Annotated in this window: 23 protein-coding genes and 1 pseudogene; 1 reads left to right on the forward strand and 23 read right to left on the reverse strand. The window is 70.4% G+C overall.

The features are described from left to right. Nucleotides 1-18: 18 nt before the first annotated feature. Nucleotides 19-1287, reverse strand: a complete 1269-nt coding sequence (locus ACFS27_RS06315) for an N-acetylglucosamine-6-phosphate deacetylase (RefSeq protein ID WP_377181075.1) — start codon at nucleotides 1285-1287, stop codon at nucleotides 19-21. Nucleotides 1288-1395: 108 nt separating this feature from the next. On the opposite strand from ACFS27_RS06315, the gene ACFS27_RS06320 reads away from it, so the two are divergent. Then, nucleotides 1396-3423, forward strand: a complete 2028-nt coding sequence (locus tag ACFS27_RS06320; RefSeq protein ID WP_377181077.1) for a beta-galactosidase — start codon at nucleotides 1396-1398, stop codon at nucleotides 3421-3423. Here ACFS27_RS06320 and nucS read toward each other — a convergent pair. The 22 genes and pseudogenes from nucS to secA all read right to left on the reverse strand — a co-directional run. Then, nucleotides 3420-4115 carry an endonuclease NucS gene (nucS, locus tag ACFS27_RS06325; protein ID WP_377181079.1) on the reverse strand — a complete coding sequence of 232 codons (696 nt, stop codon included), beginning with the start codon at nucleotides 4113-4115 and terminating at the stop codon, nucleotides 3420-3422. The two genes, ACFS27_RS06320 and nucS, sit on opposite strands and share 4 nt — an antisense overlap. Next, nucleotides 4115-4540, reverse strand: a complete 426-nt coding sequence (locus ACFS27_RS06330) for a DUF2550 domain-containing protein (RefSeq protein ID WP_377181081.1) — start codon at nucleotides 4538-4540, stop codon at nucleotides 4115-4117. The genes nucS and ACFS27_RS06330 overlap by 1 nt, the downstream gene beginning before the upstream one ends. A 12-nt stretch (nucleotides 4541-4552) precedes the next feature. After that, nucleotides 4553-4813, reverse strand: a complete 261-nt coding sequence (locus ACFS27_RS06335) for a F0F1 ATP synthase subunit epsilon (RefSeq protein ID WP_377181083.1) — start codon at nucleotides 4811-4813, stop codon at nucleotides 4553-4555. Nucleotides 4814-4919: 106 nt separating this feature from the next. Continuing rightward, nucleotides 4920-6401 carry a F0F1 ATP synthase subunit beta gene (atpD, locus tag ACFS27_RS06340; RefSeq protein WP_377181085.1) on the reverse strand — a complete coding sequence of 494 codons (1482 nt, stop codon included), beginning with the start codon at nucleotides 6399-6401 and terminating at the stop codon, nucleotides 4920-4922. 56 nt (nucleotides 6402-6457) lie between these two features. Then, nucleotides 6458-7351 (reverse strand): F0F1 ATP synthase subunit gamma, encoded by an 894-nt coding sequence (locus tag ACFS27_RS06345; RefSeq protein WP_377181087.1) that lies wholly within the window; start codon nucleotides 7349-7351, stop codon nucleotides 6458-6460. A gap of 3 nt (nucleotides 7352-7354) precedes the next feature. Further along, nucleotides 7355-8983: a F0F1 ATP synthase subunit alpha gene (gene atpA / locus ACFS27_RS06350; protein ID WP_377181089.1), complete on the reverse strand. Its 1629-nt coding sequence runs from the start codon at nucleotides 8981-8983 to the stop codon at nucleotides 7355-7357. Nucleotides 8984-9039: 56 nt separating this feature from the next. Next, nucleotides 9040-9852, reverse strand: a complete 813-nt coding sequence (locus tag ACFS27_RS06355; protein ID WP_377181091.1) for a F0F1 ATP synthase subunit delta — start codon at nucleotides 9850-9852, stop codon at nucleotides 9040-9042. After that, entirely contained in the window at nucleotides 9852-10430 is a 579-nt protein-coding gene (locus tag ACFS27_RS06360) for a F0F1 ATP synthase subunit B (RefSeq protein WP_377181093.1), read from the reverse strand. The genes ACFS27_RS06355 and ACFS27_RS06360 overlap by 1 nt, the downstream gene beginning before the upstream one ends. Beyond that, nucleotides 10430-10660, reverse strand: a complete 231-nt coding sequence (locus tag ACFS27_RS06365) for an ATP synthase F0 subunit C (RefSeq protein ID WP_275005402.1) — start codon at nucleotides 10658-10660, stop codon at nucleotides 10430-10432. Before ACFS27_RS06365 ends, ACFS27_RS06360 begins: the two co-directional genes overlap by 1 nt. Before the next feature lie 128 nt (nucleotides 10661-10788). After that, on the reverse strand, nucleotides 10789-11661 hold the full coding sequence (gene atpB / locus ACFS27_RS06370; RefSeq protein ID WP_275005400.1) for a F0F1 ATP synthase subunit A: 873 nt from the start codon (nucleotides 11659-11661) through the stop codon (nucleotides 10789-10791). Nucleotides 11662-11818: 157 nt separating this feature from the next. Beyond that, the gene (locus ACFS27_RS06375) at nucleotides 11819-12277 is read right to left on the reverse strand and encodes a hypothetical protein (protein WP_377181096.1); all 459 of its coding nucleotides are present in this window, start codon (nucleotides 12275-12277) and stop codon (nucleotides 11819-11821) included. Beyond that, nucleotides 12274-13560, reverse strand: a complete 1287-nt coding sequence (locus ACFS27_RS06380) for an MraY family glycosyltransferase (protein WP_377181098.1) — start codon at nucleotides 13558-13560, stop codon at nucleotides 12274-12276. The genes ACFS27_RS06375 and ACFS27_RS06380 overlap by 4 nt, the downstream gene beginning before the upstream one ends. Then, entirely contained in the window at nucleotides 13557-14270 is a 714-nt protein-coding gene (locus tag ACFS27_RS06385; RefSeq protein WP_377181100.1) for an L-threonylcarbamoyladenylate synthase, read from the reverse strand. The genes ACFS27_RS06380 and ACFS27_RS06385 overlap by 4 nt, the downstream gene beginning before the upstream one ends. Nucleotides 14271-14364: 94 nt before the next feature. Beyond that, entirely contained in the window at nucleotides 14365-15318 is a 954-nt protein-coding gene (gene prmC, locus ACFS27_RS06390; RefSeq protein ID WP_377181102.1) for a peptide chain release factor N(5)-glutamine methyltransferase, read from the reverse strand. A 102-nt stretch (nucleotides 15319-15420) separates the two neighbouring features. Continuing rightward, nucleotides 15421-16509, reverse strand: a complete 1089-nt coding sequence (prfA, locus tag ACFS27_RS06395) for a peptide chain release factor 1 (protein WP_377181105.1) — start codon at nucleotides 16507-16509, stop codon at nucleotides 15421-15423. A gap of 183 nt (nucleotides 16510-16692) precedes the next feature. Further along, nucleotides 16693-16911: a 50S ribosomal protein L31 gene (gene rpmE / locus ACFS27_RS06400; RefSeq protein WP_377181107.1), complete on the reverse strand. Its 219-nt coding sequence runs from the start codon at nucleotides 16909-16911 to the stop codon at nucleotides 16693-16695. 265 nt (nucleotides 16912-17176) lie between these two features. Then, nucleotides 17177-19129, reverse strand: coding sequence for a transcription termination factor Rho (gene rho, locus ACFS27_RS06405; protein ID WP_377181109.1), 1953 nt, complete (start codon nucleotides 19127-19129; stop codon nucleotides 17177-17179). Nucleotides 19130-19429: 300 nt separating this feature from the next. Next, a complete protein-coding gene (thrB, locus tag ACFS27_RS06410; RefSeq protein WP_377181111.1) occupies nucleotides 19430-20446 on the reverse strand; it encodes a homoserine kinase in 1017 nt (338 codons plus the stop codon). Beyond that, on the reverse strand, nucleotides 20446-21504 hold the full coding sequence (thrC, locus tag ACFS27_RS06415) for a threonine synthase (RefSeq protein WP_377183623.1): 1059 nt from the start codon (nucleotides 21502-21504) through the stop codon (nucleotides 20446-20448). Before thrC ends, thrB begins: the two co-directional genes overlap by 1 nt. A 73-nt stretch (nucleotides 21505-21577) precedes the next feature. Further along, nucleotides 21578-22876, reverse strand: coding sequence for a homoserine dehydrogenase (locus tag ACFS27_RS06420; protein WP_377181113.1), 1299 nt, complete (start codon nucleotides 22874-22876; stop codon nucleotides 21578-21580). Between the two features lie 245 nt (nucleotides 22877-23121). Beyond that, entirely contained in the window at nucleotides 23122-23463 is a 342-nt protein-coding gene (locus ACFS27_RS29745; RefSeq protein ID WP_449301528.1) for an SEC-C metal-binding domain-containing protein, read from the reverse strand. Nucleotides 23464-23580: 117 nt separating this feature from the next. Continuing rightward, nucleotides 23581-26094 (reverse strand): annotated as a pseudogene (gene secA, locus ACFS27_RS06425) (preprotein translocase subunit SecA); the annotation flags it as partial. Between the last annotated feature and the right edge of the window lie 112 nt (nucleotides 26095-26206).

Here is a 26206-nt window from a genome sequence, read left to right on the forward strand (position 1 = left end):
CACGCTAACAGCGGTGCGTTACGCACCGGCGACATCGACATCAACACCGACGTCGGCGCCGTGGCGCAGCACCCGGACCGGGCGCAGGTCCGCATCGGTGACCAGGAGGTCGGCGCGGGCGCCGGGCGCGAGGCAGCCGACCTCGCCGGCGAGGCCGAGGACCCGGGCGGGCACGGCGGTCGCGGACCGTACGGCGTCGGGCAGGGGGACGCCGCCGGCCACGGCGCAGCGCACGACGTCGATCAGGTGGGCGGTGCCTCCTGCGATCGGCCCTTCCCCATCTCCCGCGGTGTCGGCCGCATCGGCGATGCGCGCGACGCCGTCGAGCACCATCACCGACATGGGCCCCAGGTCGTAGTGCCCGTCGGCCACCCCTGCCGCCGCCATCGCGTCGGTGACCAGTGCCACCTGGTCCGCTCCCACCATGTCGAACACCGAGCGCACCGTGGCGGGATCGAGGTGCACGCCGTCGCCGATGAGCTCGACGACCATGTCGCCACGGGACGCCGCTGCCAGGCACGCCGCGATGGGACCCGGTGTGCGATGGTGCAGCGGGCGCATGCCGTTGAACAGGTGCGTGGCCGTCATCGGCCCGAGCGTGCCGCCCCGGCCGGCCAGAGCCTTGGTGACCTGCGCGATCAGAGCCTCGGCCTGCTCGGTGCTGCCGTCGGTGTGGCCGAGGGAGGGCAGCACGCCCGCGTCGACCAGTGCCTCGGCGGCTCCCCCGGGGCCTGCGACGCCGGGTACCTCGGCGGCGATAGTCATGGTGCGCAGGAACCCACGGGCCGCCGCGGCCAGGTCCCTGACCAGGTCGACACTGCCTTCTTGCAGGTCAGCCGGGTTGTGCGCCCCCCTGCGCCGGTGCGAGAGGAACGGTCCCTCCGCGTGCAGCCCCTCGATCTCGCCGGCCTCGGCGAGCTCGGCCAGCACCGCTGCCCGGTCGAGCAGCACCTCCGGCCGGGCCGTCACGAGCGACGCGAGCAGGGTCGTGGTCCCGTGTCGGCGGTGCTCCAGCACACCGGCCAGCGCCGCGGCGGACGACGTCACGTCAGGGAACGAGACCCCGCCGCCACCGTGGTTGTGCAGGTCCACGAGGCCGGGCAGCACGTACGTCTCCGGCGCGGGTGGCACCGACTCGACGAGAGGGCCGTGACCGGCCGCGACGGCGTCCGGCACCGAACCAGCGAAGGTGACGCGGCCGCCGAAGGTGACGACGACGCCGTCGTCCACCACCCGGGCCGGCTGGACCAGGCGGCCGCGCACCACGAGTGCACCGGAATCAGTCATGCGGACATCCTGCCAGGGTCGTGCCGAAGATCCGCCGCCCGGCCCCGCCGTCCACCCACCCACTACCATCCACGCACCTGCATCGCCCCACCGACCCGAGGACGACCCATGCCCGTTCCGTTCGCACCCACCCGCCTGCTCTTCGGCGGCGACTACAACCCCGAGCAGTGGCCGCGTGAGGTCTGGGCCGAGGATATGGCGCTCATGCGCCGCGCAGGCGTGAACACGGTGACGATCGGGGTGTTCTCGTGGGCGGCGATCGAGCCTCGCGAAGGGGAGTTCGACGCCGGCTGGCTGGACGACGTCGTCGCGCTGCTCGACGCGAACGAGATCGGGTTCTTCCTCGCCACGCCCACCGCGTCCCCTCCGCCGTGGTTCACCAGGGCCTACCCCGACGCGATGCCCGTGCGGCCCGACGGGACCCGGCTCTCCCACGGCTCGCGCGACACGTACGCGATCAGCGCGCCCGCCTACCGCGACGCCGCGCGGCGGGTCGCGCGCTTCCTCGCCGAGCGGTACGGCGCCCACCCGCGCCTGCAGGGCTGGCACGTGCACAACGAGTACGGCACGATCGACCACGGCCCGCACGCGGCGGCCGCCTTCCGGCGCTGGCTCCGGGCACGCCACGGTTCGCTCGAGGCGCTCAACGACGCCTGGTACACGGCGTTCTGGTCCCAGCGGTACGACGACTGGGACGAGGTGCTGCCGCCGCGCGCGACACAGTACCTGGCCAACCCCGCCCACGCGGTGGACTTCAAGCGCTTCTGCTCCGACGAGATGCTCGCGGCCTTCACCGAGCAGCGCGACGAGATCCGCGCGGCTGGCTCCACCACGCCGGTCACGACGAACTTCATGCATCCCGCATGGGACCACCTCGACCAGTGGGCCTGGCAGGAGCGCCTGGACCTGGTGTCCGCCGACCACTACCTCGACACGACCGGCCCGGACGGCGAGGCCCACGTCGCGTACGCCGCCGACCTGACCCGCTCGTGGGGAGGCGGCCCCTGGCTGCTCATGGAGCAGGCCACCGCAGGCATCCGGGACGGCGCGCGGCATGCCTTCAAGGAACCCGGCCGGATGATCCGCAACTCCCTTGGCTACGTCGCCCGTGGCTCCCAGGGAGCGTTGTTCTTCCAGTGGCGGGCGTCGCTCGGCGGCTCCGAGACGTGGCACAGCGCGATGGTGCCGCACGCGGGCGCGCAGAGCCGGACGTTCGAGGGCGTCGTCGAGCTCGGGGCGCTCCTCGGCTGTCTCCAGGAGGTCGCGGCGCCGCCCGTCGACGGCCCGGTCGTGGCGGCCGACGCCGCGATCCTGTGGGACGCCAACGGCCGGTGGTCGCTCCAGACGCAGGCCCTCCCGCACGACGACCTCGACTACCCGACCGAGGTCCGTGCGACGCACCGCGCCCTGTGGCGGGCCGGTGTCGCCGTCGACTTCGTGCGTCCCGGTGCCGACGTCGCCGGCTACCGGGTGCTGTTCGTGCCGACCCTGATGTCCGTCGACTCCGACACCGTGGCGTGGCTGACCCGGTACGCCGAGGCGGGTGGGCACCTCGTCGTCGGGCGGTTCACCGGTGTCGCCGACGAGCACCAGCGGGTGGTCCCCGGTGGCTACCCGGGCCGGCTGCGCGACCTCCTGGGTGTCCGGGTCACCGAGCACCTCCCCCTCGCTCCGCACGAGAGCCAGGAGCTCAGCGACGGTTCCGCCGTCGTGCAGTGGACCGAACGGATGGACCCGCCGCAGGCGGACGTCCTGGCGACCTACGCCGAGGGGCCGCTCGCCGGTTCCCCCGCAGTCACCCGCCGTGCTGCCGGTGCCGGAACCGCCACGTACGTCTCGGCGGGGCTGACCCAGGAGTCGCTGGACGGGTTCGTCGCGGCACTGCTCGCGCGGCACGACGTGCAGCCGGTCCTCGCCGGCGCCGTCGGCACCGGGGTCGAGGCGATCCGGCGGCGCGGCACGGAAGCCACCTACCTGTTCCTGCTGCACCACGGTGACCGGGCGGTCCGGGTTGCGGGCCCTGGCCACGACCTCGTCAGCGACGCCCCGACGGAAGCAGGGATCGTCGTGGCCGCAGGTGGGTACGCCGTGGTCCGCGAGGCGCCTGGCGCCACGTGGTCGGTGACCGCGCTCTAGAAGAGACGGGAGGTCGGGTCGTCGACGCCGCGCATCGCGTCGTAGTCCAGGAGGAGGGTCGCGATGCCGCGGTCCTTCGCCAGGACGCGCGCCTGCGGCTTGATCTCCTGCGCGGCGTACACACCGCGGACCGGGGCCAGCATCGGGTCCCGGTTCAGGAGGTCCAGGTACCGGGTGAGCTGCTCGACGCCGTCGATGTCACCGCGGCGCTTGATCTCCACGGCGACCGTGGCGCCTGCGCCGTCCCGCGCCAGGATGTCCACCGGTCCGATGGCGGTGGGGTACTCCCGGCGAACGAGCGTGTGCCCGTCACCCAGCAGGGCGATCTGCTCGGCGAGCAGCTCCTGCAGGTGCGCCTCGACGCCGTCCTTCACGAGGCCCGGGTCGATGCCCAGGTCGTGCGCGGAGTCGTGGTGCACGGTGAACAGCTCCACCTCGAGCCGGTCGTCCGACTTGGCGTGCTGGACGGTCCACACCTCCGTGACGCCGCGCTCGGCGGCCTCGTCGGACGGCGCACGCACCGCAAGGGTGCACGGCGGACTCATCCAGTTCAGCGGCTTGTACGAGCCGCCGTCGGAGTGAATCAGCACGCTTCCGTCAGCCTTGACGACGAGCAGCCGCGTAGCAGGCGGGAGCATCGCGGTCAGGCGGCCCGTGTAGAGGGCGGAGCAGTCGGCCACGACCAGCCGCATCAGAGAACCAGATCCTGTCGTCCGGGAGGGGCGGCCTCGAGCCAGGAGGCGAGGCCGAAGTAGTCGCCGGCAGCGAGATCGAGCTCGAAGTCGAGCCCGTCGTACCGGCACTGGACGAGGTAGTGGTCACCCTGACCACGCTCGTCCGGGTCCAGCGGGGTCCGGCCGGTCACTGCCAGCCGTTCCCGGTACCACGTGCGGGCCGGACGGGGTGACAGTGACCAGCACCGCCACCACTCGATCCGGCCCACCGCGTACTGGGCGATGCCCGGCGTCCAGGAACCCTCAGGGTTCCCGGTCGGCCGGGCACTGCAGTTGAACGAACCTACTCTGCGAGAAAGGGTCCGCAGCCGGGAGATACCTGCTGCGAGCACAAGTGCGAGCGCACCGAGCACCGCTATCGCGATCCAGATGACGCCCGGCACTCGCGCTCTCCCTCAGACCAGGGAGATCTCGTCGACCACCAGGGTGACGAGGTTGTTGTCCACGGACACGAAACCACCGGTGACCTGCGCCTCCAGGGCGGTGCCTGAGGCGGTGTCCACCTTGACCGCGCCCGGGCGAAGCACAGCCAGCAGCGGCGTGTGGTTCGCCAGGATGCCGATCTGGCCGTCCGCGGACGGCGCGCTCACCTGGGTCGCCGTACCGCTCCAGACCTTACGGTCCCGGGACACGAGGTCCACACTCAGCTCTGCCACGAGAGCTCCTTCCGATGTAGCGGACGTGGTGCCGCCCCTTCCGGGTCACCCTGACCTTCCGGGCAGCCCGTCGGGGCGGCATCACGCACGGGGGACGTACGAAGCCTCAGGCCCCGTACTCCTTCTGGATCCGTGCCCAGTTCTCCTCGAGCATCTCAAGCCCACCGATGTTGTAGAAGGCCTGCTCGGCAACGTGGTCGAACTCACCGTCGCAGATCAGCTTGAACGCCTCGATGGTCTCAGACAGGGGGACCGTAGAGCCCTCCACGTCCGTGAACTTCTTGGCCATGTACGTGTTCTGGGAGAGGAACTGCTGGACCCGGCGCGCACGCGCCACGACCGTCTTGTCCTCTTCCGAGAGCTCGTCCACACCGAGGATAGCGATGATGTCCTGCAGCTCCTTGTTGCGCTGCAGGATCGACTTCACGCGCGTCGCGACGTCGTAGTGCTCCTGGCCCACGTAGCGCGGGTCGAGGATGCGGGACGTCGAGGCCAGCGGGTCGATCGCCGGGTAGAGACCCTTCGACGCGATCTCTCGGGAGAGCTCGGTCGTCGCGTCCAGGTGGGCGAACGTCGTGGCAGGGGCCGGGTCCGTGTAGTCGTCAGCAGGCACGTAGATGGCCTGCAGCGACGTGATGGAGTGACCACGCGTCGAGGTGATGCGCTCCTGGAGGAGGCCCATCTCGTCGGCGAGGTTCGGCTGGTAGCCCACGGCGGACGGCATGCGACCGAGCAGCGTGGAGACCTCGGAACCGGCCTGCGTGAAGCGGAAGATGTTGTCGATGAAGAGCAGCACGTCCTGCTTCTTCACGTCGCGGAAGTACTCCGCCATCGTCAGCGCGGACAGGGCCACGCGCAGGCGCGTGCCCGGCGGCTCGTCCATCTGGCCGAAGACGAGGGCTGTCTTGTCGAAGACACCGGCCTCGTCCATCTCGGCGATCAGGTCGTTGCCCTCACGGGTGCGCTCACCGACACCGGCGAACACCGACACACCACCGTGGTCCTGGGCCACACGCTGGATCATCTCCTGGATGAGCACCGTCTTGCCGACGCCCGCACCACCGAAGAGACCGATCTTGCCACCCTGGACGTACGGGGTCAGCAGGTCGATGGACTTGATGCCCGTCTCGAACATCGTGGTCTTCGACTCGAGCTGGTCGAAGGCCGGGGGCTTGCGGTGGATCGGCCAGCGCTCGGTGACCTCGAACTTCTCGCCCTCGGCGAGGTTCAGGACGTCACCGGTCACATTGAAGACCTTGCCCTTGGTGATGTCACCGACGGGCACGCTGATGGGCTCGCCCGTGTCGGTCACCACGGCGCCGCGGACCAGACCATCGGTCGGCTTGAGCGCGATGGCACGCACCAGGGAGTCGCCCAGGTGCTGCTCGACCTCGAGCGTCAGGGTGAACGTGTTCTCGACGTCGCCCTGACCGGACAGGTCGATCTCGACGGTGAGCGCGTTGTAGATCTCGGGGATCGCGTCCTCGGGGAACTCGATGTCCACGACGGGGCCGATCACCCGAGCAACCCGGCCGATGCCGGGGCCGCTCGTGTGCTCGACCGTGGGTTCCACGGTGGTGGCGGTCATACTTGCCTCGCTTCGGTGGGCCGGAGGGTCCTCCGGCGGGGAGTCTTTCGGTCGGTTCAGGACGCCAGGGCGTCGGCCCCGGAGACGATCTCGCTGATCTCCTGGGTGATGTCCGCCTGACGTGCCTGGTTGGCCAGTCGGGTGTACGTGCGGATCAGGTCCTCGGCGTTTTCCGTCGCCGTGTGCATGGCGCGCTGGCGGGCGGCCAGCTCCGACGCGGCGGCGTCGAGCAGCATCGCGTAGATGCGCTGCTGCACGTAGCGCGGGAGCAGCTCGTCCAGCACGGCCTCTGGCGACGGCTCGAAGTCGTAGAGCGGCAGGGCCTCGTGCTCGTCGGCCTCGCTCACGCCCTCGACCACCTCGAGCGGCAGCATGCGCACCACGCGGGCGCGCTGCGTCACCATGTTGACGAACAGCGTGGAGACCACGTGCATCTCGCTGACGCCGCCATCAGGCTCCTCCGCGAGGAACACCTCGAGCAGCGTCTCGGCGATGTCCTGGGCCGCCTCGGGAGTCGGCTTCTCCGAACCGTACGACCAGCTCTTGGCGATCTCCCGCCCACGGAACGTGTAGTACGCGATCGCACGGCGGCCGGCCACGTAGAGCACGACCTCCTTGCCCTCCGCGGTGAGCTGCCCGACGAGCTTCTCGGCCTCTCGGACGATCGCCATCGGGTAGGAACCGGCCATGCCCGCGTCGGAGGAGACGACGAGCACCGCTGCGCGGTTCCCGCCCTCCTCCTGCGTGAGCGGGTGGTCGACGTCCGTGTGCGACGCGACAGCCGACACCGCGCGGGTGATCGCCTGTGCGTACGGCGCCGCCGCCGCTGCCGCCGCGCGAGCCTTGCCGATGCGTGACGCGGCGATCAGCTCACGCGCGCGGAAGATCTTCTTCAGCGACTGCGTCGACTTGATCCGCGCCTTGTAGACGCGCTGAGCTCCACCGGCCACGGGTCAGGCCTTCTTCTTGACGACGATCTGCGCCTGCTCGACGTCGACCGGTCCGTCGTCGGTGCTGCCACCGACGAGCGGCGTGCCGTCGCTCTTCTGGAAGCCCGCACGGAAGTCGTCCACGGCGGCGCTCAGCGCCTCTTCCGTGTCGGACTCCAGCTTGCCGGACTTGAGGATCGTCTCCAGGACGTCGGTCTTGCGGCGCAGGTGGTCCAGCAGCTCGGACTCGAACCGCTTGACGTCCTCGACCGCGACGTCGTCGAGCTTGCCCTTCGTACCTGCCCACACGGCCGCGACCTGGTCCTCGACCGCGTACGGCGAGTACTGGGGCTGCTTGAGCAGCTCCGTCAGGACGGCGCCGCGCTGCAGCTGCGCGCGGGACGCCGCGTCGAGGTCGGACGCGAACATCGCGAACGCCTCGAGCGAGCGGAACTGCGCCAGCTCCAGCTTCAGCGTGCCGGAGACCTTCTTCATGGCCTTGATCTGCGCGTCGCCACCGACTCGGGAGACCGAGATACCGACGTCCACGGCGGGACGCTGGTCGGCGTTGAACAGGTCGGACTGCAGGAAGATCTGACCGTCCGTGATGGAGATGACGTTCGTCGGGATGTACGCCGACACGTCGTTCGCCTTGGTCTCGATGATCGGCAGACCGGTCATCGAGCCCGCACCCAGCTCGTCCGAGAGCTTCGCACAACGCTCGAGCAGACGGGAGTGCAGGTAGAACACGTCACCCGGGTAGGCCTCGCGGCCCGGCGGGCGGCGCAGCAGCAGCGACACGGCACGGTAGGCCTCGGCCTGCTTCGACAGGTCGTCGAAGATGATCAGGACGTGCTTGCCCTGGTACATCCAGTGCTGGCCGATGGCCGAACCGGTGTACGGCGCGAGGTACTTGAAGCCTGCCGGGTCGGACGCGGGAGCCGCGACGATCGTCGTGTACTCGAGCGCGCCGGCCTCCTCGAGGGCGCCCCGCACGGCGGCGATGGTCGAGCCCTTCTGGCCGATCGCGACGTAGATGCAGCGCACCTGCTGGGTCGGGTCGCCCGACTCCCAGTTCGCCTTCTGGTTGATGATGGTGTCGACCGCGATCGCCGTCTTGCCGGTCTGGCGGTCGCCGATGATCAGCTGACGCTGACCACGGCCGATCGGGATCATCGAGTCGATCGCCTTGATGCCGGTCTGCAGCGGCTCGTGGACCGACTTGCGCTGCATGACGCCGGGCGCCTGCAGCTCGAGGGCACGGGTGCCCTCGGTGTCGATCGTGCCGAGGCCGTCGATGGGCGTGCCCAGCGGGTCGACCACGCGGCCGAGGTAGCCCTCGCCCACGGGGACCGAGAGCACCTCACCGGTACGGCGGACCTCCTGGCCCTCCTCGATGCCGGTGAACTCGCCGAGGACGACCACACCGATCTCCCGGACGTCCAGGTTCTGCGCGAGTCCGAGCGTGCCGTCCTCGAAGCGCAGCAGCTCGTTGGCCATCACACCCGGGAGTCCTTCGACGCGGGCGATGCCGTCCGCTGCGTACGCGACGCGGCCCACCTCCTCGGCGACGGCTTCCTGGGGCTCGTAGGACTTCACGAAGCTGTCCAGTGCGGCCCGGACCTCGTCCGGCCGGATCGTCAGCTCAGCCATTGCTCTTCTCCTGTCGTGGCCGCGAAAGCCGCGGCGGAAGGTTCATGTTCACGTTCTCAGCCGGCCAGACGACGCTGGGCGTCAGCAAGGCGCGACAGGACGGTGGAGTCGACGACGTCCGCGCCGACCTGGATACGCAGGCCCCCGACGACCGCCGGGTCCACGGTGACGTTCAGCTGCACGGGCTTCCCGTACGAGCGCTCGAGCAACGCACCGAGGCGCTGTTCCTGCTCGCGGGTGAGCACCGTCGCGCTCGTCACGGTGGCGACGAGGCGCTTGCGACGCTCCGCCGCGACCTCGCCGAACCAACCGAGTGTCTGCACGAAGCGCCGGCCCCGCAGCGACGAGGTCGCGCGCTGCGCCAGGCGCTGGGTCACGGTGTCGACCTTGCCGCCGACCAGTGCGTCCACCATGGCCACTCGACGTTCGGGAGCGGTCGTGGCGTCCGAGAGGACCTGCTTGGCTTCCCGCTGGCCGACGAGCGACCGGCTGAGCCGGAACAGCTCGTCCTCCACTGTCTCGAGCACCCCGCGCGCCTCGGCGGACGCCAGGACGGCGTCCAGCCCGAGACGCTCGACGGCCTCGCCGAGGTCGGCGTCACTCGCCCAGCGCGACCGGACGAGCCCGGAGACCAGGTCGACCACGCGCTCGTCGAAGCCGCTCAGCAGGCCGGCCACCAGGCCGGCCTTCGCCTCGCCCTCGCGGGAGGGATCGGCGAGCGAGCGGCGCAGCGCGGCGGACTCGTCCAGCGCTGACACCAGGGTGAGCAGCTGCTCACCCAGGGCCAGCGCGTCCGCACCCGCGGCACGCAGCACCGGCTCGAAGCGCTCCTGCGCCGCCGTCAGCGATGCCCCGCTCGATCCCCGCATCACGCCTCCTTGTTGCTTGCCACGGCCTGGCTTGCCTCGAGCTCGTCGAGGAAGCGGTCAACCACGCGCGACTGCCGAGCCGAGTCCTCGAGGGACTCGCCCACGATCTTCGACGCCAGGCCGGTCGCGAGCGCGCCGACCTCTGTGCGCAGGGACACCGACGCGGCCTGACGGTCGGCCTCGATCTGGCGACGGGCGGTCTCGGTGATGCGCTCCGCCTCCTCGCTCGCCTTGACCTTGAGGTCCTTGATGATGGCGGTGCCCTCGGCACGCGCCTCCTCACGGACCTGAGCGGCGTCCGCACGCGCCTCGGCAAGCAGCTGCTGCTGCTGAGCCAGCGCCTCGTCAGCCTGCTTCTGCGCCTCCTCGGCCTTGGCGATGCCACCCTCGATGAGGCTGGCACGCTCGTCCAGGACGGCGTTCATACGGGGCAGGACCAGCTTGTAGAACACCGCCGCGATGATCGCCATGACCACCGCCGACCAGAAGATGTCGTATCCGGCGGGCAGGAACAGCTCGATACCCTGCGGCTCTTCTGCTGGCGCCGCTGCTCGGGCGGCGCTCGAGTGCGCCACCATCACTGGAACAGGAAGCCGGCGACGAGCCCGAGCAGTGCGAGCACCTCCACGAACGCGACACCGAGGAACATGGTGGCGCGGAGCTGGCCGGCGACCTCAGGCTGGCGGGCCATGCCCTCGATCGTCTTGCCGATGAGGATACCGAGGCCGATACCAGGGCCGAGCGTGGCGAGGCCGTACCCGAGCGTGTTCACGTTGCCGCTGACCTCGGCGAGAGTGATGACGTCCACTTGCGTCTTCCTTCCGTTGGGCGCCGGACCGGTCGGTTCGGCGTCGCATGGTGTGCGGAGGCGCTGGTGCGCCCGTCGCGGGTTTTCCAGGTGAAGCTATGCAGCGCCGCCAGGAGGAGGGAGCAGTCTCAGTGCTCCTCCTCCAGCGACATGTTGATGTAGGCCGCGGCCAGCAGGGCGAAGATGTACGCCTGCAGGAAGGCGACCAGAACCTCGAACAGGGTCATGAAGATGCCCGCCGGGAGCGTGAGCGCTCCGAAGATCATCAGCCCGGTGCCTGCCGAGTCCACGACGAAGAACTGCGTAGCAGCGAAGCAGAGCACGAGGATGATGTGGCCGGCGACCATGTTGGCCACCAGTCGGACCATCAGCGAGCCCGGCCGGATGATGAGGAGCTGCAGCAGCTCGATCGGCGTCAGGATGAAGTAGATCGGCCACGGTACCCCGGGCGGGAACAGGTTCGCCCTGAGATAGCCGCCCAGCCCGTGCTTCCGGATTCCGACGGCCCAGTAGGTGACGAACACCCAGAGCGCGAGGACGAGCGGCAGCCCGATTCGCGAGGTACCGGCAAGGTTCAGGCCCGGGATCACACCCGTGAGGTTGAACGCCAGGATGCTCAGGAAGATGGTGGTGAGCATGGGCACGAAGCGGCGAGAGCGCTCCTTGCCCATGATCTCCTCACCGATCTGGACCCGGACGAAGCTCAGCAGGAACTCGACGCCTGCCTGGAACCGACCCGGTACCACCTTCGCCCGGCGGGCGGCGATCACGAAGATCGACAGCAGCACCAGGGTGGCGATGATTCGGATGATCCAGAGGCGGTCGATCTGGAAGATCGTGCCCTCGAAGAGGATGGCCGACGGGAAGAAGTCGGAGATCGACGGCGTGTGGAAGCCGCCCTCACCCTCGTGGCCTTCGGTGGCGGCGAGGATTACGGACGTCGCATGCGTGGACAGGAGGACTCCCAGGTGGTCATTAGGCCCTGCGCGCGTTCTCCGCAAGTGGCGGAACGGGCGCGCCATCGGGCCTGGCCGTCATGGATTCGTCGTAAGCCTAACCTATATCCCACGTGGTTTTGGCCGTGGAACCGCATGACACAGCCCCTTGTGACGTAATGCGCAACCTGGCGCGCGTACCGCACCAGGACACCGGGACGGGTCAGGCCTCTGCGTCGGGTCGGACGTACGGGATCTGGCCGCTCCTGACCGCACGATAGTCAAGCAGCGCCGAGCCGACGGCACCGACCAGCACCACCGCCATGAGCGTCCAGCGGTCGTAGAAGTCGAGTCCGGACAGCGCCGCCAGCACGCCGATCAGCACGGCGATCTTGATGAGCCAGCCGCCCATCACGATCGCGCCGGTGGTCGTCGGGCCCTTGCCCACCGCGAACAGCATGGACAGGACGGTGCCCCCGCTGAACAACCCTGCGAGAGCGGCGCCGACCAGGGCTCCCCACACGCCAGGCAGGCCGGCGAGCAGGTAGCCGGCGATCGAGCCCAGGACCGCCAGGCCGGCCACCAGCAGGAGGCCGTCCCGCCCGGCGACGCGCAGCACGGCACGCTCGGCGGCAAAGCTCTCGCCGGCAGACTGCGGCGCGGTCGGGTTCTGCTCGGTCATTCGATGGTCTCCTTGGTCTTGGGTGCCACGCTCGGGTGAACGGCACTCCGGCGAGGGTCGCTCGGCGCTGGGACGCGCTGTACCAGAACCCCCGTGCCCGCGTCGACGCCGGCCGTGGCCGCCGCCCCGACCGCAACGGGAACCTTCGGGGTGGGGCCGGACAGCGCGGCGACGTCGTCGTCCAGGAAGCGGCCGCGGTGGCGCAGCGGGCCGAGAGTGGCGAGCAGCGCGAGCACCACGAACACGGTGGTCCAGACCAGCACGATCTCCCAGTCCCACTGCACGAGCGCAGCGGCGCTGAACGCGAACACGGCGGTCCACACGTACAGGATCACCACGGCACGACGGTGGGAGTGGCCGAGGGCGAGCATGCGGTGGTGCAGGTGCATGCGGTCGGGCGCCATGGGCGACTTGCCGGCGGCCAGCCGCCGGATCACCGCCAGCCCCATGTCGAGCAGCGGCAGCATGAGCACCGCCACCGGCAGCAGGAGCGGGATGAACGCGGGCAGGGCCTTGGCGCCGGTCATGATGCCCGGCGGGATGTTGCCGGTCACGGTGATCGCGGCACCCGCCATCACCAGGCCGATCAGCATGGAACCGGCGTCGCCCATGAAGATGTGCGCCGGATGGAAGTTGTGCGGCAGGAACCCGACGCACACGCCCACCATCACGGCGAGCATGAGCGAGGCGAGGCTGGCGTAGTTGTCCGGCGTGGACTGCTGGGTGAGCCCGTAGGTGTAGAGGAAGAACGCGGTGCCGCCGATGGCGACGATCCCCGCGGCGAGGCCGTCGAGACCGTCCACGAAGTTCACCGCGTTCATCGCGATCACGATGACCAGCACCGTCACCACGAGCGACATGCGCGACGACGTGATGGTCACGCCGGCGATGGGCATGGTGATGAGCTGGACGCCCTGCAGTGCCATGAAGCCCGCGGCCAGCACCTGGCCGGCGAGCTTGGTGATCCAGTCGAGGTCCCACTTGTCGTCGGCCCAGCCGAGCGCGCAGACGATGGCGGCCCCGCCGACGATGCCCCAGGCCTGGGGGGCCTGCCGGGCGGAGAAGACGCCCTCGAGGAACGGCATCTGGGAGGCCAGCAGCACCGCGACGATGATGCCGATGAGCATGGCGAGCCCGCCGAGCCGCGGCGTCGGCACCTGGTGCACGTCACGGGCGCGCACGGCCGAGATGGCCGAGGTCTTGAGGGCCACCCAGCGGGCGAAGGGCGTGGTCAGGAACGTGACCGCCGCGGCCACGAGCATCAGGAGCAGGTACACCCTCACTCGTCGTCCTCCGCGGCGCCGGCCGAGGGATCGCTCGGGTCGTCCTCACGCGACACCTCTGGACCGTCGACGTCGGCGACCTCGCGCAGCGCTTCGAGCGACACTGCGCCCTCGCGGACGACGCGCAGCCCCTCGCCGGTGGCGTCGACGATCGTGGACGCGACACCACCCGGCGCCTCGCCACCGTCGAGGTAGACGGCCACCGCATCGCCGAGCTGGCGTGCGGCGTCCGCCACGTCCAGCGCCGCCGGGCTGCCCGACTTGTTCGCGCTGGAGACGGCCAACGGGCCGGTGCGCTTGAGCAGGGCGAGCGCCGCGGGGTGGTCCGGCATCCGCAGGGCGACGGTGCCGCCCGTGTCGCCGAGGTCCCACTGCAGCGACGGTTGCGCGCGCAGGATGATCGTGAAGCCGCCGGGCCAGAAGGCCTCGACGAGCTTGCGGGCGTCGTCGGGCACGTCGATGGCCAGGCCGTCGAGGGTCGCCACCTCTCCCACCAGGACCGGCGGCGGCATCTGCCGACCGCGACCCTTGGCTGCGAGAAGGGCGGCTACCGCCGCCTCGTCGAACGCGTCAGCACCGATGCCGTACACGGTGTCGGTGGGCAGGACCACGACACCGCCACGGGAGATCGCATTCACTGCCTCGTCGATCGCGGGGCCCCAGGACTGCGGGTCGGTGGCGTCGAGCACGGGATGCACAGGCACACTCACGCGCAACAGTCTTTCACGATCCGGGGACCAGGAGATGCCGTGATCGCCTGCGACCGGCGTTCGGTTCCGGGCCAGCGCCTCGCGAGCCCGGCCCTCACCCCGCGCCGAGCTCTGACGGCAGGCGGCGCGCGACCACCATGCGGGGCCGGCCGGTCAGGTCCTTGCGGGTCTCGGGCTCCCCGAACGCAGGCCGCCCGTCTGCGTCGCGGGCCGCGGCGACCATCGCCCGTGCGGCCTCCGCCTGGACCTCTGCGTGCTCCATGACGTACAGCCCGCCGGGCCGCAGCAGCCGCGCGGCAGCGGAGGTGATGCCGCGGGGCACCTCGAGCCCGTCCGGGCCCAGCCCGTAGAGCGCGACGGCCGGGTCGTGCTCGGCGACCTCCGGGTCCACCGGCACGGCGTCCGACGGCACGTACGGCGGGTTGGACACGACGACGTCGGCCAGCCCGTCGATCCCGTACAGCGCGGTGCGGGCGTCGCCCTTGACGAGCCGCACCACGCGCTCGGGCGGTGTCTCGGTGGTGGCGCCCGGCACCTGGCCCGCCGCGACCGCGCTCACGGCGTCGACGTTGCGTTCCGCCCAGGCGTGCGCGTCCTTGTCCAGCTCGACGGCATGCACCCGCGCGCCAGGCACCTCGGTGGCCACGGCCAGCGCGATGGCCCCTGTCCCGGTGCACAGGTCGACGACGACGGCGTTCTCACGCTCGCCGACCACCTTGGCCGCCTCGTCGATGGCTACCTGTGCCACCTCCTCGGTCTCGGGCCTCGGCACGAAGACCCCTGGGCCCACCGCCAGCTCCAGGTGCCGGAACGCCGCGACCCCGGTCAGGTGCTGCAACGGCTCCCGGGCAGCACGCCGGGCGACGAGCCCGGAGTAGGCGCGTGCGGCGTCGTCGGGCACCTCGCGGCCCAGGACGACCAGCCGGCGCAGCTCACCCCGGTCCACCCCGAGCGCGTGCGCCAGCAGCACCTCGGCGTCGGCCTGCGGCGATGCGACCCCTGCGTCGGCCAGCTCTTCGTACGCCCACTTCAGCAGCTGGGTACTCACCGCTCTCCTCCCACCACGGGAACTCCGATCACGACGGCTCCGACCACGACACGAGCCTGCCGCTCCACCCGCCCGGCAGGCAATACCCGCCGGGGGCACGCGTCAGACACCGGAGGCCGCCGCGAGCCGCTCGGCCTCGTCGGCGTCGATCGCCGACCGCACGACGGGACCGAGATCCCCGTCGAGCACCTGGTCGAGGTTGTACGCCTTGTACCCGGTGCGGTGGTCGACTATCCGGTTCTCCGGGTAGTTGTACGTCCGGATCCGCTCGGAGCGGTCCACCGTGCGGACCTGCGAGCGGCGCATGTCGGCGGCCTCCGCAGCGGCGGCCTCCGCCTGCGCCGCCAGGAGGCGGGCGCGCAGGACCCGCATGGCCTGCTCCCGGTTCTGCAGCTGCGACTTCTCGTTCTGCATCGAGACGACGATGCCCGTCGGTAGGTGCGTGATGCGGACCGCTGAGTCAGTGGTGTTGACGGACTGACCGCCAGGCCCTGACGAGCGGTAGACGTCGATGCGCAGGTCGTTCTGGTCGATCTCGAGCTCGCCCGGGTCGTCGACCTCCGGGAACACCAGCACACCGGCCGCCGACGTGTGGATCCGGCCCTGCGACTCCGTGACCGGGACTCGCTGCACCCGGTGGACGCCGCCCTCGTACTTGAGGCTGTGCCAGACGCCGTCCTCCGGACCCTGGACGTTCTTCGCCTTGATGGCGACCTGCACGTCCTTGTAGCCGCCGAGGTCCGAGGCGGTGGCCTCCAGCAGCTGGGTGGACCAGCCCTGCTGCTCCGCGTAGCGCAGGTACATGCGCAGCAGGTCGCCGGCGAACAGGGCGGACTCCTCGCCGCCCTCGCCCGCCTTGATCTCGAGGATCGCGTCGCGGCCGTCGTCGGGGTCGCGCGGCACCAGCACCCGCCGCAGCTTCTCCTCTGCCGCCGCCTCGGCCGCCCTGAGCACCGGCAGCTCCTCGGCGAACGACGCGTCGTCGGCCGCCAGCTCGGCAGCGGCGTCCGCGTCGTCGTGCGCCTGCTCCCAGGCGCGGTACGCGCCCACCACCTGGTTGAGCTCCGCATACCGCCGCCCCAGGGTGCGCGCGCGACCGGCGTCCGCATGCACGGCGGGGTCGGCAAGGGCCGACTCGATCTCGGCATGCTCGCTGAGCAACGGCCCGACACCGACAAACGACTCGTTCACGGGAGTCTCCTAGAAGGGCGGCCGTTGAGTGCCGGGTACTTGCCGTCTCAACGGTCTGCTGACGACAGGTACCCAGCACTCAACGGGGGAAGGCAGGGTGGGGGGAAACGACAGCGCCGGTGGTCCGGTACCCGACTGCCCCTGGAGAGGTTGTCAGGCCGGACCACCGGCGCTGCGAAGTCGCTACTGGTCGTCGGCCTTCTTGCCGTAGCGCGCCTGGAACCGGGCCACGCGGCCACCGGTGTCCATGATCTTCTGCTTGCCCGTGTAGAACGGGTGGCAGGCGCTGCACACGTCGGCGGAGATCTTGCCGGACGTCTCGGTGCTACGCGTGGTGAACGTGTTACCGCAGGTGCAGGTGACCTCGGTGACGACGTACTCGGGGTGGATACCAGCCCTCATGTTGCTCCTTGGTGTGATGCCGCTGGGTCGCCCTGCAGAATCGCAGTGACGTGAACCAGCGAGCCAGCCATTCATTCTGCCACTACCTCGCCCGTGCAGGCGAGGAAGACTGATGTGACGTGGGTCAGACCGTGCTTGGTGCCGTGCGAGCCTGCGGTTCCGCTGTACCTTCGGCTCAGACGGTACTTGCCACCCTCTGAGCCTGCGGTTCCGCTACGGGCGAGTCCCTCGTACCTCGGGCCTCACCCTGCGCTGCACCTTCGGCTCAGACGGTCTCGCCCACGTTCTCGTCGTCCGTCAGACCACCCGGCGTCGTCTTCTGCACGTGCAGCAGGAACTCGACGTTGGTCTTGGTCTTCTTGAGCTGTCCGAGCAGGAGCTCGGCAGCCTGCGTCTGGTCGAGCGCACCCATGACGCGGCGCAGCTTGTAGACGATCGCGAGCTCATCCTTCGACATGAGGATCTCCTCACGCCGCGTGCTCGAGCCGTTGACGTCGATCGCCGGGAAGATCCGCTTCTCGGCCAGCGACCGCGAGAGCCGCAGCTCCATGTTGCCGGTGCCCTTGAACTCCTCGAAGATCACCTCGTCCATCTTCGACCCGGTCTCGACCAGGGCGGTGGCCAGGATGGTCAGCGAGCCGCCGTCCTCGATGTTGCGGGCGGCGCCGAAGAACTTCTTGGGCGGGTAGAGCGCGGCGGCGTCCACACCACCGGACAGGATGCGGCCCGACGCCGGAGCGGCCAGGTTGTAGGCGCGCGACAGGCGGGTGATGCCGTCGAGCAGCACCACGACGTCCTGGCCCAGCTCCACGAGACGCTTGGCGCGCTCGATGGCGAGCTCGGCGACCAGCGTGTGGTCGGAGGCGTGCCGGTCGAACGTCGAGGAGATGACCTCGCCCTTGACCGAACGCTCGAAGTCGGTGACCTCTTCCGGACGCTCGTCGACCAGCACGACCATGAGGTGGACCTCAGGGTTGTTGAGCGAGATCGCGTTGGCGATCTGCTGCATCATCAGCGTCTTGCCTGCCTTGGGCGGCGCGACGATGAGGCCACGCTGGCCCTTGCCGATCGGGGCGACGATGTCGATCACGCGCGGCGTGAGCTTGGTCGCCTCGGGGTTCTCCAGGCGCAGGCGCTCCTGCGGGTACAGCGGCGTCAGCTTGGTGAACTCTGGGCGCTCGCGCGCCTCCTCCGGCGTCATGCCATTCACGGAGTCCAGGCGAACCAGGGCGTTGACCTTGTTGACCTTGGCGTTGCGCCCGGTCGGCTGCTGGGGCGGCTCCTCGCCCTCGCGCGGCTGGCGCACGGCCCCGACGACGGCGTCGCCGCGGCGCAGGCCGGACTTCTTGACCTGGTTCAGCGACACGTAGACGTCGTTGTTGCCCGGCAGGTAGCCCGAGGTCCGCACGAACGCGTAGTTGTCGAGGATGTCCAGGATGCCGGCGACGGGCAGCAACACGTCGTCCTCGCGCACGTCGGGGACGTTCTCGAGACCCGCGACGTCCGGTCCCTGACGGCCGCGGCCGCGCTTGCGGTCCCGACCCCGGTCCCGGCCGCGACGGCGACGCGAGTTACGGTCCTCCTCGGACTCGTTGCGGTCGCTGGTGCGGTCGTTGTTCCGCTCGACGGTGCGGGCGTTGCCCCGCTCGGCCCGGTCCGCGTTCCGCTCGCCGGCTCGGTCGGTGGAGCCGCCACGCTCGTTGCCACGGGCGTTCTGCCGACCCGCTGCGGCATTCCGGCCCTTGTCCTCGCCGGCCTTCTCGCCGTTCCCTTCCGGGGCGCCCTGACCGCGGCCGGAGCGACGTCCGCCACCCTGCTCGCGCGGAGCGGCGACGGCCTCGGCCAGCTGGGCCAGGCGAGCGGCTTTCTCGGCATCCGTGCTCGCGTCGGCGCGCACACCCGAGGTAGCGACCTCGGCGGCGGCGACCGGCGCCTCGGCGCGGGCAGGCTTGTCGGACGGCGCCTCGGCGCGGGCGGGCTTGTCGTTCTTGCTGGGCTTCTCGGCGGAGGCGGAGGCGGCACGGTCCGAACGCTTCGTCGCGCCGCCCGTCTTCTCGCGGATCGTGTCCACGAGGTCGCTCTTGCGCATCCTGGAAGTGCCCTTCACGCCCAGGTCTCCGGCGAGTGCCTGGAGCTCGGCGAGGCGCATGCTGCTCAGTGCTCCGGTTCCGGCCGTGCGGCCGGCAGCTGACTGAGCGTTATCGGTGGTGTCTGTCACGAAGGACCCTTCCCCCTCGAACTGCGGCTGATCGCGTGATCGCGGGCCGCGGGATGGTGGGCGCCCGGCACGATGCGGCCAGAACGCGGAAAACCTCGCATCCGTGGTACGACGACGACGGCTGACGGGGGCGTTGTCTGCCTTCTCGCGAGATGCGGTGGCCGTTGGTCACGGCCTGCAACGGGCACGCTGAGCGGCTGAGACTCTGTGAACGAGCGACTCTGCCGGATTAGGCGGTGGAGAACCGAAGTTGAGTCCGAGTTCCAGCCACCATGGCTCAGGACGTGCGATCCCGAAGGTTCACTGCATACTACCACCCCGTACTGCTGGCGATCCTGGTACGACATGACGCCCGGTTACACCTGACGAACCGGACGATAGCGCACCTGGGTTTCCAGAAATCCTTCGCGCGCGTGCCCCGGTCATGTCGATCCCCGGACTGATCCGTCGCCAGCCCGCCGTCTCGTCCACGAGATCCGCCAGGACGGCGTCCCGGCGGGCCCGGTGGCCCGGCCCGGCGAGCACCAGGACGGTCGGCCCGGCACCCGAGACGGTCGCTGGGACGCCCTCGTCCCGCAGGGCCTTCAGCAGCTCGCTGGAGGCCCCGAGGACGGCCGCGCGGTAGGGCTGGTGCAGGCGGTCCTCCGTCGCGTCGAACAGCAGCTCCGGGCGCCTCGCCAGGGCCTCGACCAGCAGGGCTGCTCGGCCTGCCGTGAACGCCGCGTCGCCGTGCGACACCCGCTCGGGCAGGGCGGCCCGCGCCCGCGAGGTGGCGAGCCGCACGTCGGGCACCAGCACGGTCGCCTCGATCGTCGGATCGACGTCGAGGCCGACGGCGCGGGGCCCCTCGTCGGTGGTCCACGCGACGGTGGCACCGCCCTGGATGGCGGGCGCTGCGTTGTCGGGGTGGCCCTCGAACTCGGTGGCGAGCGCCAGCACCGTGGCGGCGTCGACGGCCCGCGGCTCGGCCAGCAGGGCGCGCGCGGCGACGATCCCCGCCACCACCGCTGCCGACGACGACCCGAGCCCTCGCCCGTGCGGGATCACGTTGTGGCACGTCATGTGGATGCCGGTGGGTACAGCGCCGGCCAGCTCCATGGTGCGGCGCAGAGCGCGCACCACCAGGTGGTCCTCCCCCAGGGGCACGTTCCCAGCGCCCTCACCGTGGACCTCCACCACCACGTCGGAGCTCGCCACGAGGCGCACCTCGACCTCGTCGTACAGGGCGAGGGCCAGCCCGAGGGAGTCGAACCCCGGCCCGAGGTTCGCGCTCGTCGCGGGCACCCGGACCCGCACGTGGTCGGCGCCGAGCTGCATCAGAGTGACAGTGCGTCGGCGATCGAGACGACGTCGGCGGACACCCGCACGGGTTCCACGTCGCCGCCGTCGGGCGTACGCAGCGCCCAGCTCGGGTCCTTGAGCCCGTGCCCGGTCACGGTGATCGTGATGCGTGCTCCTGCGGGCACCAGGCCGCGCTCGTGCCGCGCCAGGAGGCCTGCGACACCGGCTGCGGAGGCAGGCTCCACGAAGACGCCCACCTCTGCGGAGAGGATCCGGTGCGCCGCGAGGATCTGCTCGTCCGTCACGGCCTCGATGACGCCGCCCGACGTGTCCCTTGCCTCCTCGGCGAGCTGCCAGGAGGCGGGGTTGCCGATGCGGATGGCGGTGGCGATGGTGTCGGGGTCGTCGACAGGGTGGCCCTTCACGATCGGCGCCGCACCCGCAGCCTGGAAGCCCCACATCGCAGGGGTCCGGCTCGCGACCCCTGCCTCCGCGTACTCCCGGAAGCCCTTCCAGTAGGCCGTGATGTTGCCGGCGTTGCCGACCGGGAGCAGGTGGATGTCAGGGGCGTCGCCCAGGGCGTCCACGATCTCGAACGCGGCGGTCTTCTGCCCCTCGATGCGGTCCGGGTTGACGGAGTTCACGAGCTCGACCGGGTGGGTGTCCGCGAGCTTGCGGGCCGCCACGAGGCAGTCGTCGAAGTTGCCGTCCACCTGCAGCAGGCGCGCGCCGTGCGCGACGGCCTGGCTCAGCTTGCCCATCGCGATCTTGCCGTCCGGCACGAGTACCGCGCAGATCATGCCGGCGCGCGTCGCGTAGGCGGCGGCCGACGCCGACGTGTTGCCCGTCGACGCGCACACGACGGCCCTTGCGCCCCGCCCGGCCGCCGCGGAGATGGCCGCTGTCATGCCGCGGTCCTTGAACGAGCCGGTCGGGTTCATGCCCTCGACCTTGACGTAGACGTCCGCACCGGTGCGCTCTGACAGCGCAGGGGCCGGCACCAGCGGCGTCCCACCCTCGCCCAGCGTCACGATCTTGCGCTGCACGTGGGCGGGCATGCGGTCGGCGTACTCGGCGATCACGCCGCGCCACAGGCGCGACGTGGCCGCGCCACCGGAGGCGGCGGAGGGGAGGTTCGGTTCAGCGGGCAGCACAGGAGGCACGGGTTCAGCCTTCGACTCTCAGGACGGACGTGATCTCGCGGACCGGTTCGAGGTTGCGCACCGCCGCGATGGTGGCAGCCAACGACGCCTCACGGGCGGCGTGGGTGGTCAGGAGCAGCTCGGCGGTGCCCTCGGAGGGACCAGTCTGGCGCATCGTGTCGATCGACACGCCGTGGTCGCCCACGACGCCCGCGACCTGGGCGAGGACGCCCGGGAGGTCGGCGACGAGCAGACGGACCTGGTAGCGGGTGACCGCCGCGTCAGCCGGCAGCAGCGGACGGGCCGCGTAGATGGACTCCTGCGGGCCCTTGCCGCCGAGCACGCGGTGACGTGCCGCCGAGACGACGTCGCCCACTACCGCCGACGCGGTGGGCCGGCCACCGGCGCCCTGGCCGTAGAACATGAGCGGGCCCGCCGCGTCCGCCTCGACGAAGATCGCGTTGAACGCGCCCTTGACGCCGGCCAGCGGGTGCTCGAGCGGCACCAGCGCGGGGTGCACCCGCACGGACACGCCCTCACCGGTCTGCTCGGCGATGGCCAGCAGCTTCACGGCATGGCCGGTCCGGGCTGCCCAGGCGACGTCGTCAGCAGTGACGCCGGTGATGCCCTCGCGGGCGACGTCGTCGGCCGAGACGCGGGTGTGGAAGGCGAGGCTGGCGAGGATCGCGGCCTTCGCGGCGGCGTCGTACCCCTCGACGTCCGCTGTGGGGTCCGCCTCGGCGAACCCGAGCTCCTGCGCCTGCTTGACGGCGTCGGAGAGCTCCATGCCGCTCGTCGCCATCTGGTCCAGCACGTAGTTCGTGGTGCCGTTGACGATGCCGAGGACCCGGCGCACGTAGTCGCCCGCGAGGGACTCCCGCACGGGGCGCACGATGGGGATGGCCCCCGCCACGGCGGCCTCGTAGTAGATGTCGACGCCGGCGGAGTCGGCGGCCTTGTAGAGCGTCGGACCGTCGGCAGCCAGGAGCGCCTTGTTCGCCGTGACCACCGCGGCCCCGCTCTCGATGGCGCGGAGCAGCAGGCCACGCGCCGGCTCGATGCCGCCCATCACCTCGATGACGATGTCCGCGCCGTCCACCAGCGACTCCACGTCCTCGGTCAGGAGGTCGCGCGGTATGACCGCGTCGCGGGGACGGTCCGCGTTGCGGACGGCGATCCCGGCGAGCTCCAGCGGGGCACCGACCCGGGCGGCGAGATCCACACCCTGGTCGAGGAGCATCCGAGCCACCTCGGTGCCCACGACGCCGCAGCCGAGCAGTGCAACCCGCAGCCCGCGTGCGGGCTCAGGAACGTGGACAGGCACAGCGATCCTGCTTTCGTCTTTGGGGAACGGTCCGGTCCGGTGCAGGTCCACACGGGGAGTTCCGGACGTTGCGATCAGGGTAACCGCAGCGTCTGACACGCGAGAGCTGTGTCTCACGACAACGACGCCGAGGTAGCCATGTGCGAGGCAGCCACGCGGCGAGGTGGTCACCCGGCAAGCGCTGGGTGACCACCTCGCTGCACGACCACCTCGCCGCACGACCACCTCGGCGAGGTAGGCAGGGGTCAGGCCTCGTTGACCCCGTGGCAGACCTTGTACTTCTTGCCCGAACCGCACGGGCACTGCGCGTTGCGCGGTGTGCCCGGGAACGTGCGGCCGTCGCTCGTGGCGGCGGTCGCCTCCCCGTGCAGCGCTGCCCGACGGCGGGCGCCGTCGGACGACTGCACGAACGCCGAGCCGGAGCCGTCCTCGCTCGGTGCCGAGTACGTCAGCGGCTGCTGCCGGTTCGGGGCGTCGAGGCCCTTCGCGAGCAGGATCGGCTCCGTCGCGGCACCCGCCGCACGGCGCTGCCGGGGTGCGGGCGGCTGGCCCTGCCCCTGGGCGGCCGCCGGGGGCACCACCGGCATCTGCGCGGTGGGCGGGGCGTCCGGCTGGCCGGTGCCCAGACGTCCGCGCGGCGGCACCTGGCCGACGGCGGGCAGCTCCGAGCCGCCGTCACCGGCCTGCTCGGCGTCCGGCTGCTGCACCGTGACCTCGAGGTTGAACAGGAACCCGACCGACTCCTCCTTGATGGCGTCGGTCATGGCCTGGAACAGCTGGAAGCCCTCGCGCTGGTACTCGATCAGCGGGTCCCGCTGGGCCATGGCCCGCAGCCCGATGCCCTCCTTGAGATAGTCCATCTCGTAGAGGTGCTCCCGCCACTTGCGGTCCAGCACCGAGAGCACCACGCGGCGCTCGAGCTGGCGCATCGCGGCGGAGCCCAGCTCGTCCTCGCGCGCCTGGTAGGCCACCCGCGCGTCGGACAGGATCTCCTCCAGCAGCATCTCGCCCGTGAGCCGGTCGGCGCCGCCTGCCTCCTCTGCGACCTCCTCCGGCGTCAGCGACACCGGGTACACGGCCTTGAGCGCCGTCCACAGGGCGTCCAGGTCCCACTGCTCCGACGTGCCGCCCGCCGTCGCGTTGGTCACGTAGTCGGTGATCGTGTCGGTGAGGAAGTGCTGGATCTGCTCGTGCATGTCTTCGCCCTCGAGCACCCGGAGGCGCTCGGCGTAGATGACGGTGCGCTGCCGGGAGAGCACGTCGTCGTACTTCAGCACGTTCTTGCGGATCTCGAAGTTGCGCGACTCCACCTGGCCCTGCGCCGACATGATGCCGCGCGTGACCATCTTGGACTCCAGCGGCATGTCGTCAGGGAACCCCGCGCGGTTCATCATCGACTCGGCGAGGCCGGAGTTGAACAGACGCATCAGGTCGTCCTGCATCGACAGGTAGAACCTGGACTCCCCCGGGTCACCCTGACGGCCGGAACGGCCGCGCAGCTGGTTGTCGATCCGGCGGGACTCGTGGCGCTCGGTGCCGAGGACGTAGAGGCCACCGGCCTCCGTGACCTCGTCGTGCTCCGTCGCGACGCGTTCCTTCGCCTTCTCCAGCGCCTGCGGCCAGGCCGCCTCGTACTCGTCGGGTGTCTCCACCGGGTCGAGTCCGCGCTCGGCGAGCTCGGCGACCGCGAGGTACTCGGCGTTGCCGCCGAGCATGATGTCGGTACCGCGGCCGGCCATGTTCGTGGCGACCGTGACGGCACCCTTGCGACCCGCCATCGCGACGACGGCGGCCTCACGCTCGTGCTCCTTCGCGTTCAGCACGTTGTGCGGCACGCCGGCCTTCTTGAGCTTGGAGCTCAGCACCTCCGACTTCTCGACGCTGGTGGTACCCACGAGGACCGGCTGGCCGTACGCGTGCCGCTCGACGATGTCGGCGACCACCGCGTCGAACTTGCCGTCCTCGTTCTTGTAGACGAGGTCGGGCTGGTCGATCCGCTGCGGGTCCTTGTTCGTCGGGATCGGGACGACGCCGAGCTTGTACGTGCTCTGGAACTCGGCGGCCTCGGTCTCGGCCGTACCCGTCATCCCGGCGAGCTTGCCGTACTGGCGGAAGTAGTTCTGGAGGGTGATCGTGGCGAGCGTCTGGTTCTCCGCCTTGATCTCCACCCCCTCCTTGGCCTCGATCGCCTGGTGCATGCCCTCGTTGTAGCGACGGCCCGCGAGGATCCGGCCCGTGTGCTCGTCGACGATCATGACCTCGCCGTTCAGCACGACGTAGTCCTTGTCGCGCTTGAACAGCTCCTTCGCCTTGATCGCGTTGTTGAGGAACCCGATCAGCGGCGTGTTCAGCGACTCGTAGAGGTTGTCGATGCCGAGGTAGTCCTCGATCTTCGCGATGCCCGGCTCGAGCACGCCGACGGTGCGCTTCTTCTCGTCGACCTCGTAGTCGGCGCTCGTGTCGGCGTCGTTCGCCTTGGGCCGCAGGCGCCGCACGACCTTGGCGAACTCGTTGTACCAGCGGTTCGCGTCACCCGCCGCGGGACCCGAGATGATCAGCGGCGTCCGGGCCTCGTCGATGAGGATCGAGTCGACCTCGTCGACGATGGCGAAGTTGTGGCCGCGCTGTACCAGGTCGTCGGTGGACCAGGCCATGTTGTCGCGCAGGTAGTCGAAGCCGAACTCGTTGTTCGTGCCGTACGTGATGTCGGCCGCGTACATCTCGCGGCGCTGCGCCGGTGTCTGGCCCGACAGGATCACGCCGGTGGTCATGCCCATGAACCGGAAGACCCGGCCCATCAGGTCACCCTGGTACTTCGCCAGGTAGTCGTTGGTGGTGATGACGTGGACGCCGTCGCCCGTCAGCCCGTTGAGGTACGCGGCGGTCGTCGCCACCAGCGTCTTGCCCTCACCGGTGCGCATCTCGGCGATGTTGCCGAGGTGGAGCGCCGCACCACCCATGATCTGGACGTCGAAGTGCCGCTGGCCGAGCGTGCGGCGGGCCGCCTCGCGGATCGCAGCGAACGCCTCCGGCATGAGCTCGTCCAGGCTGGCGCCGTGCTCCAGCCGTTCCCGGAAACGTGCGGTCTCCTCACGCAGCTCGGTGTCGCTCAGCTCGACGAAGCTGGGCTCCAAGCGGTTGACCTGCTCAGCCACAGAGTGCAGCTTCTTCAGGACACGTCCTTCGCCTATGCGCAGGACCTTGTCGAGGATGGACACGCGGGTTCTCCCAGGTCGTCGTCAAGTTTCGCCGTCGTCCATCGTAGGCCGTAAACCAGGGCTCGTGGCCCAATGAACGACGGCGGATGCGCAGGTTCGCTCCAGGGGTAAC

It is taken from the genome of Promicromonospora vindobonensis (genome assembly GCF_042685865.1).
Lineage (GTDB): Bacteria > Actinomycetota > Actinomycetes > Actinomycetales > Cellulomonadaceae > Promicromonospora > Promicromonospora vindobonensis.

Bases quoted from the DNA above. Each gene is read 5' to 3' on its own strand.
- ACFS27_RS06315 (WP_377181075.1), bottom strand. From the start codon at position 1,287: ATGACTGATTCCGGTGCACTCGTGGTGCGCGGCCGCCTGGTCCAGCCG.
- ACFS27_RS06320 (WP_377181077.1), top strand. From the start codon at position 1,396: ATGCCCGTTCCGTTCGCACCCACCCGCCTGCTCTTCGGCGGCGACTAC.
- nucS (WP_377181079.1), bottom strand. From the start codon at position 4,115: ATGCGGCTGGTCGTGGCCGACTGCTCCGCCCTCTACACGGGCCGCCTG.
- atpD (WP_377181085.1), bottom strand. From the start codon at position 6,401: ATGACCGCCACCACCGTGGAACCCACGGTCGAGCACACGAGCGGCCCC.
- atpA (WP_377181089.1), bottom strand. From the start codon at position 8,983: ATGGCTGAGCTGACGATCCGGCCGGACGAGGTCCGGGCCGCACTGGAC.
- ACFS27_RS06355 (WP_377181091.1), bottom strand. From the start codon at position 9,852: ATGCGGGGATCGAGCGGGGCATCGCTGACGGCGGCGCAGGAGCGCTTC.
- ACFS27_RS06360 (WP_377181093.1), bottom strand. From the start codon at position 10,430: ATGGTGGCGCACTCGAGCGCCGCCCGAGCAGCGGCGCCAGCAGAAGAG.
- ACFS27_RS06375 (WP_377181096.1), bottom strand. From the start codon at position 12,277: ATGACCGAGCAGAACCCGACCGCGCCGCAGTCTGCCGGCGAGAGCTTT.
- rpmE (WP_377181107.1), bottom strand. From the start codon at position 16,911: ATGAGGGCTGGTATCCACCCCGAGTACGTCGTCACCGAGGTCACCTGC.
- thrB (WP_377181111.1), bottom strand. From the start codon at position 20,446: ATGCAGCTCGGCGCCGACCACGTGCGGGTCCGGGTGCCCGCGACGAGC.
- ACFS27_RS29745 (WP_449301528.1), bottom strand. From the start codon at position 23,463: ATGCCGGTGGTGCCCCCGGCGGCCGCCCAGGGGCAGGGCCAGCCGCCC.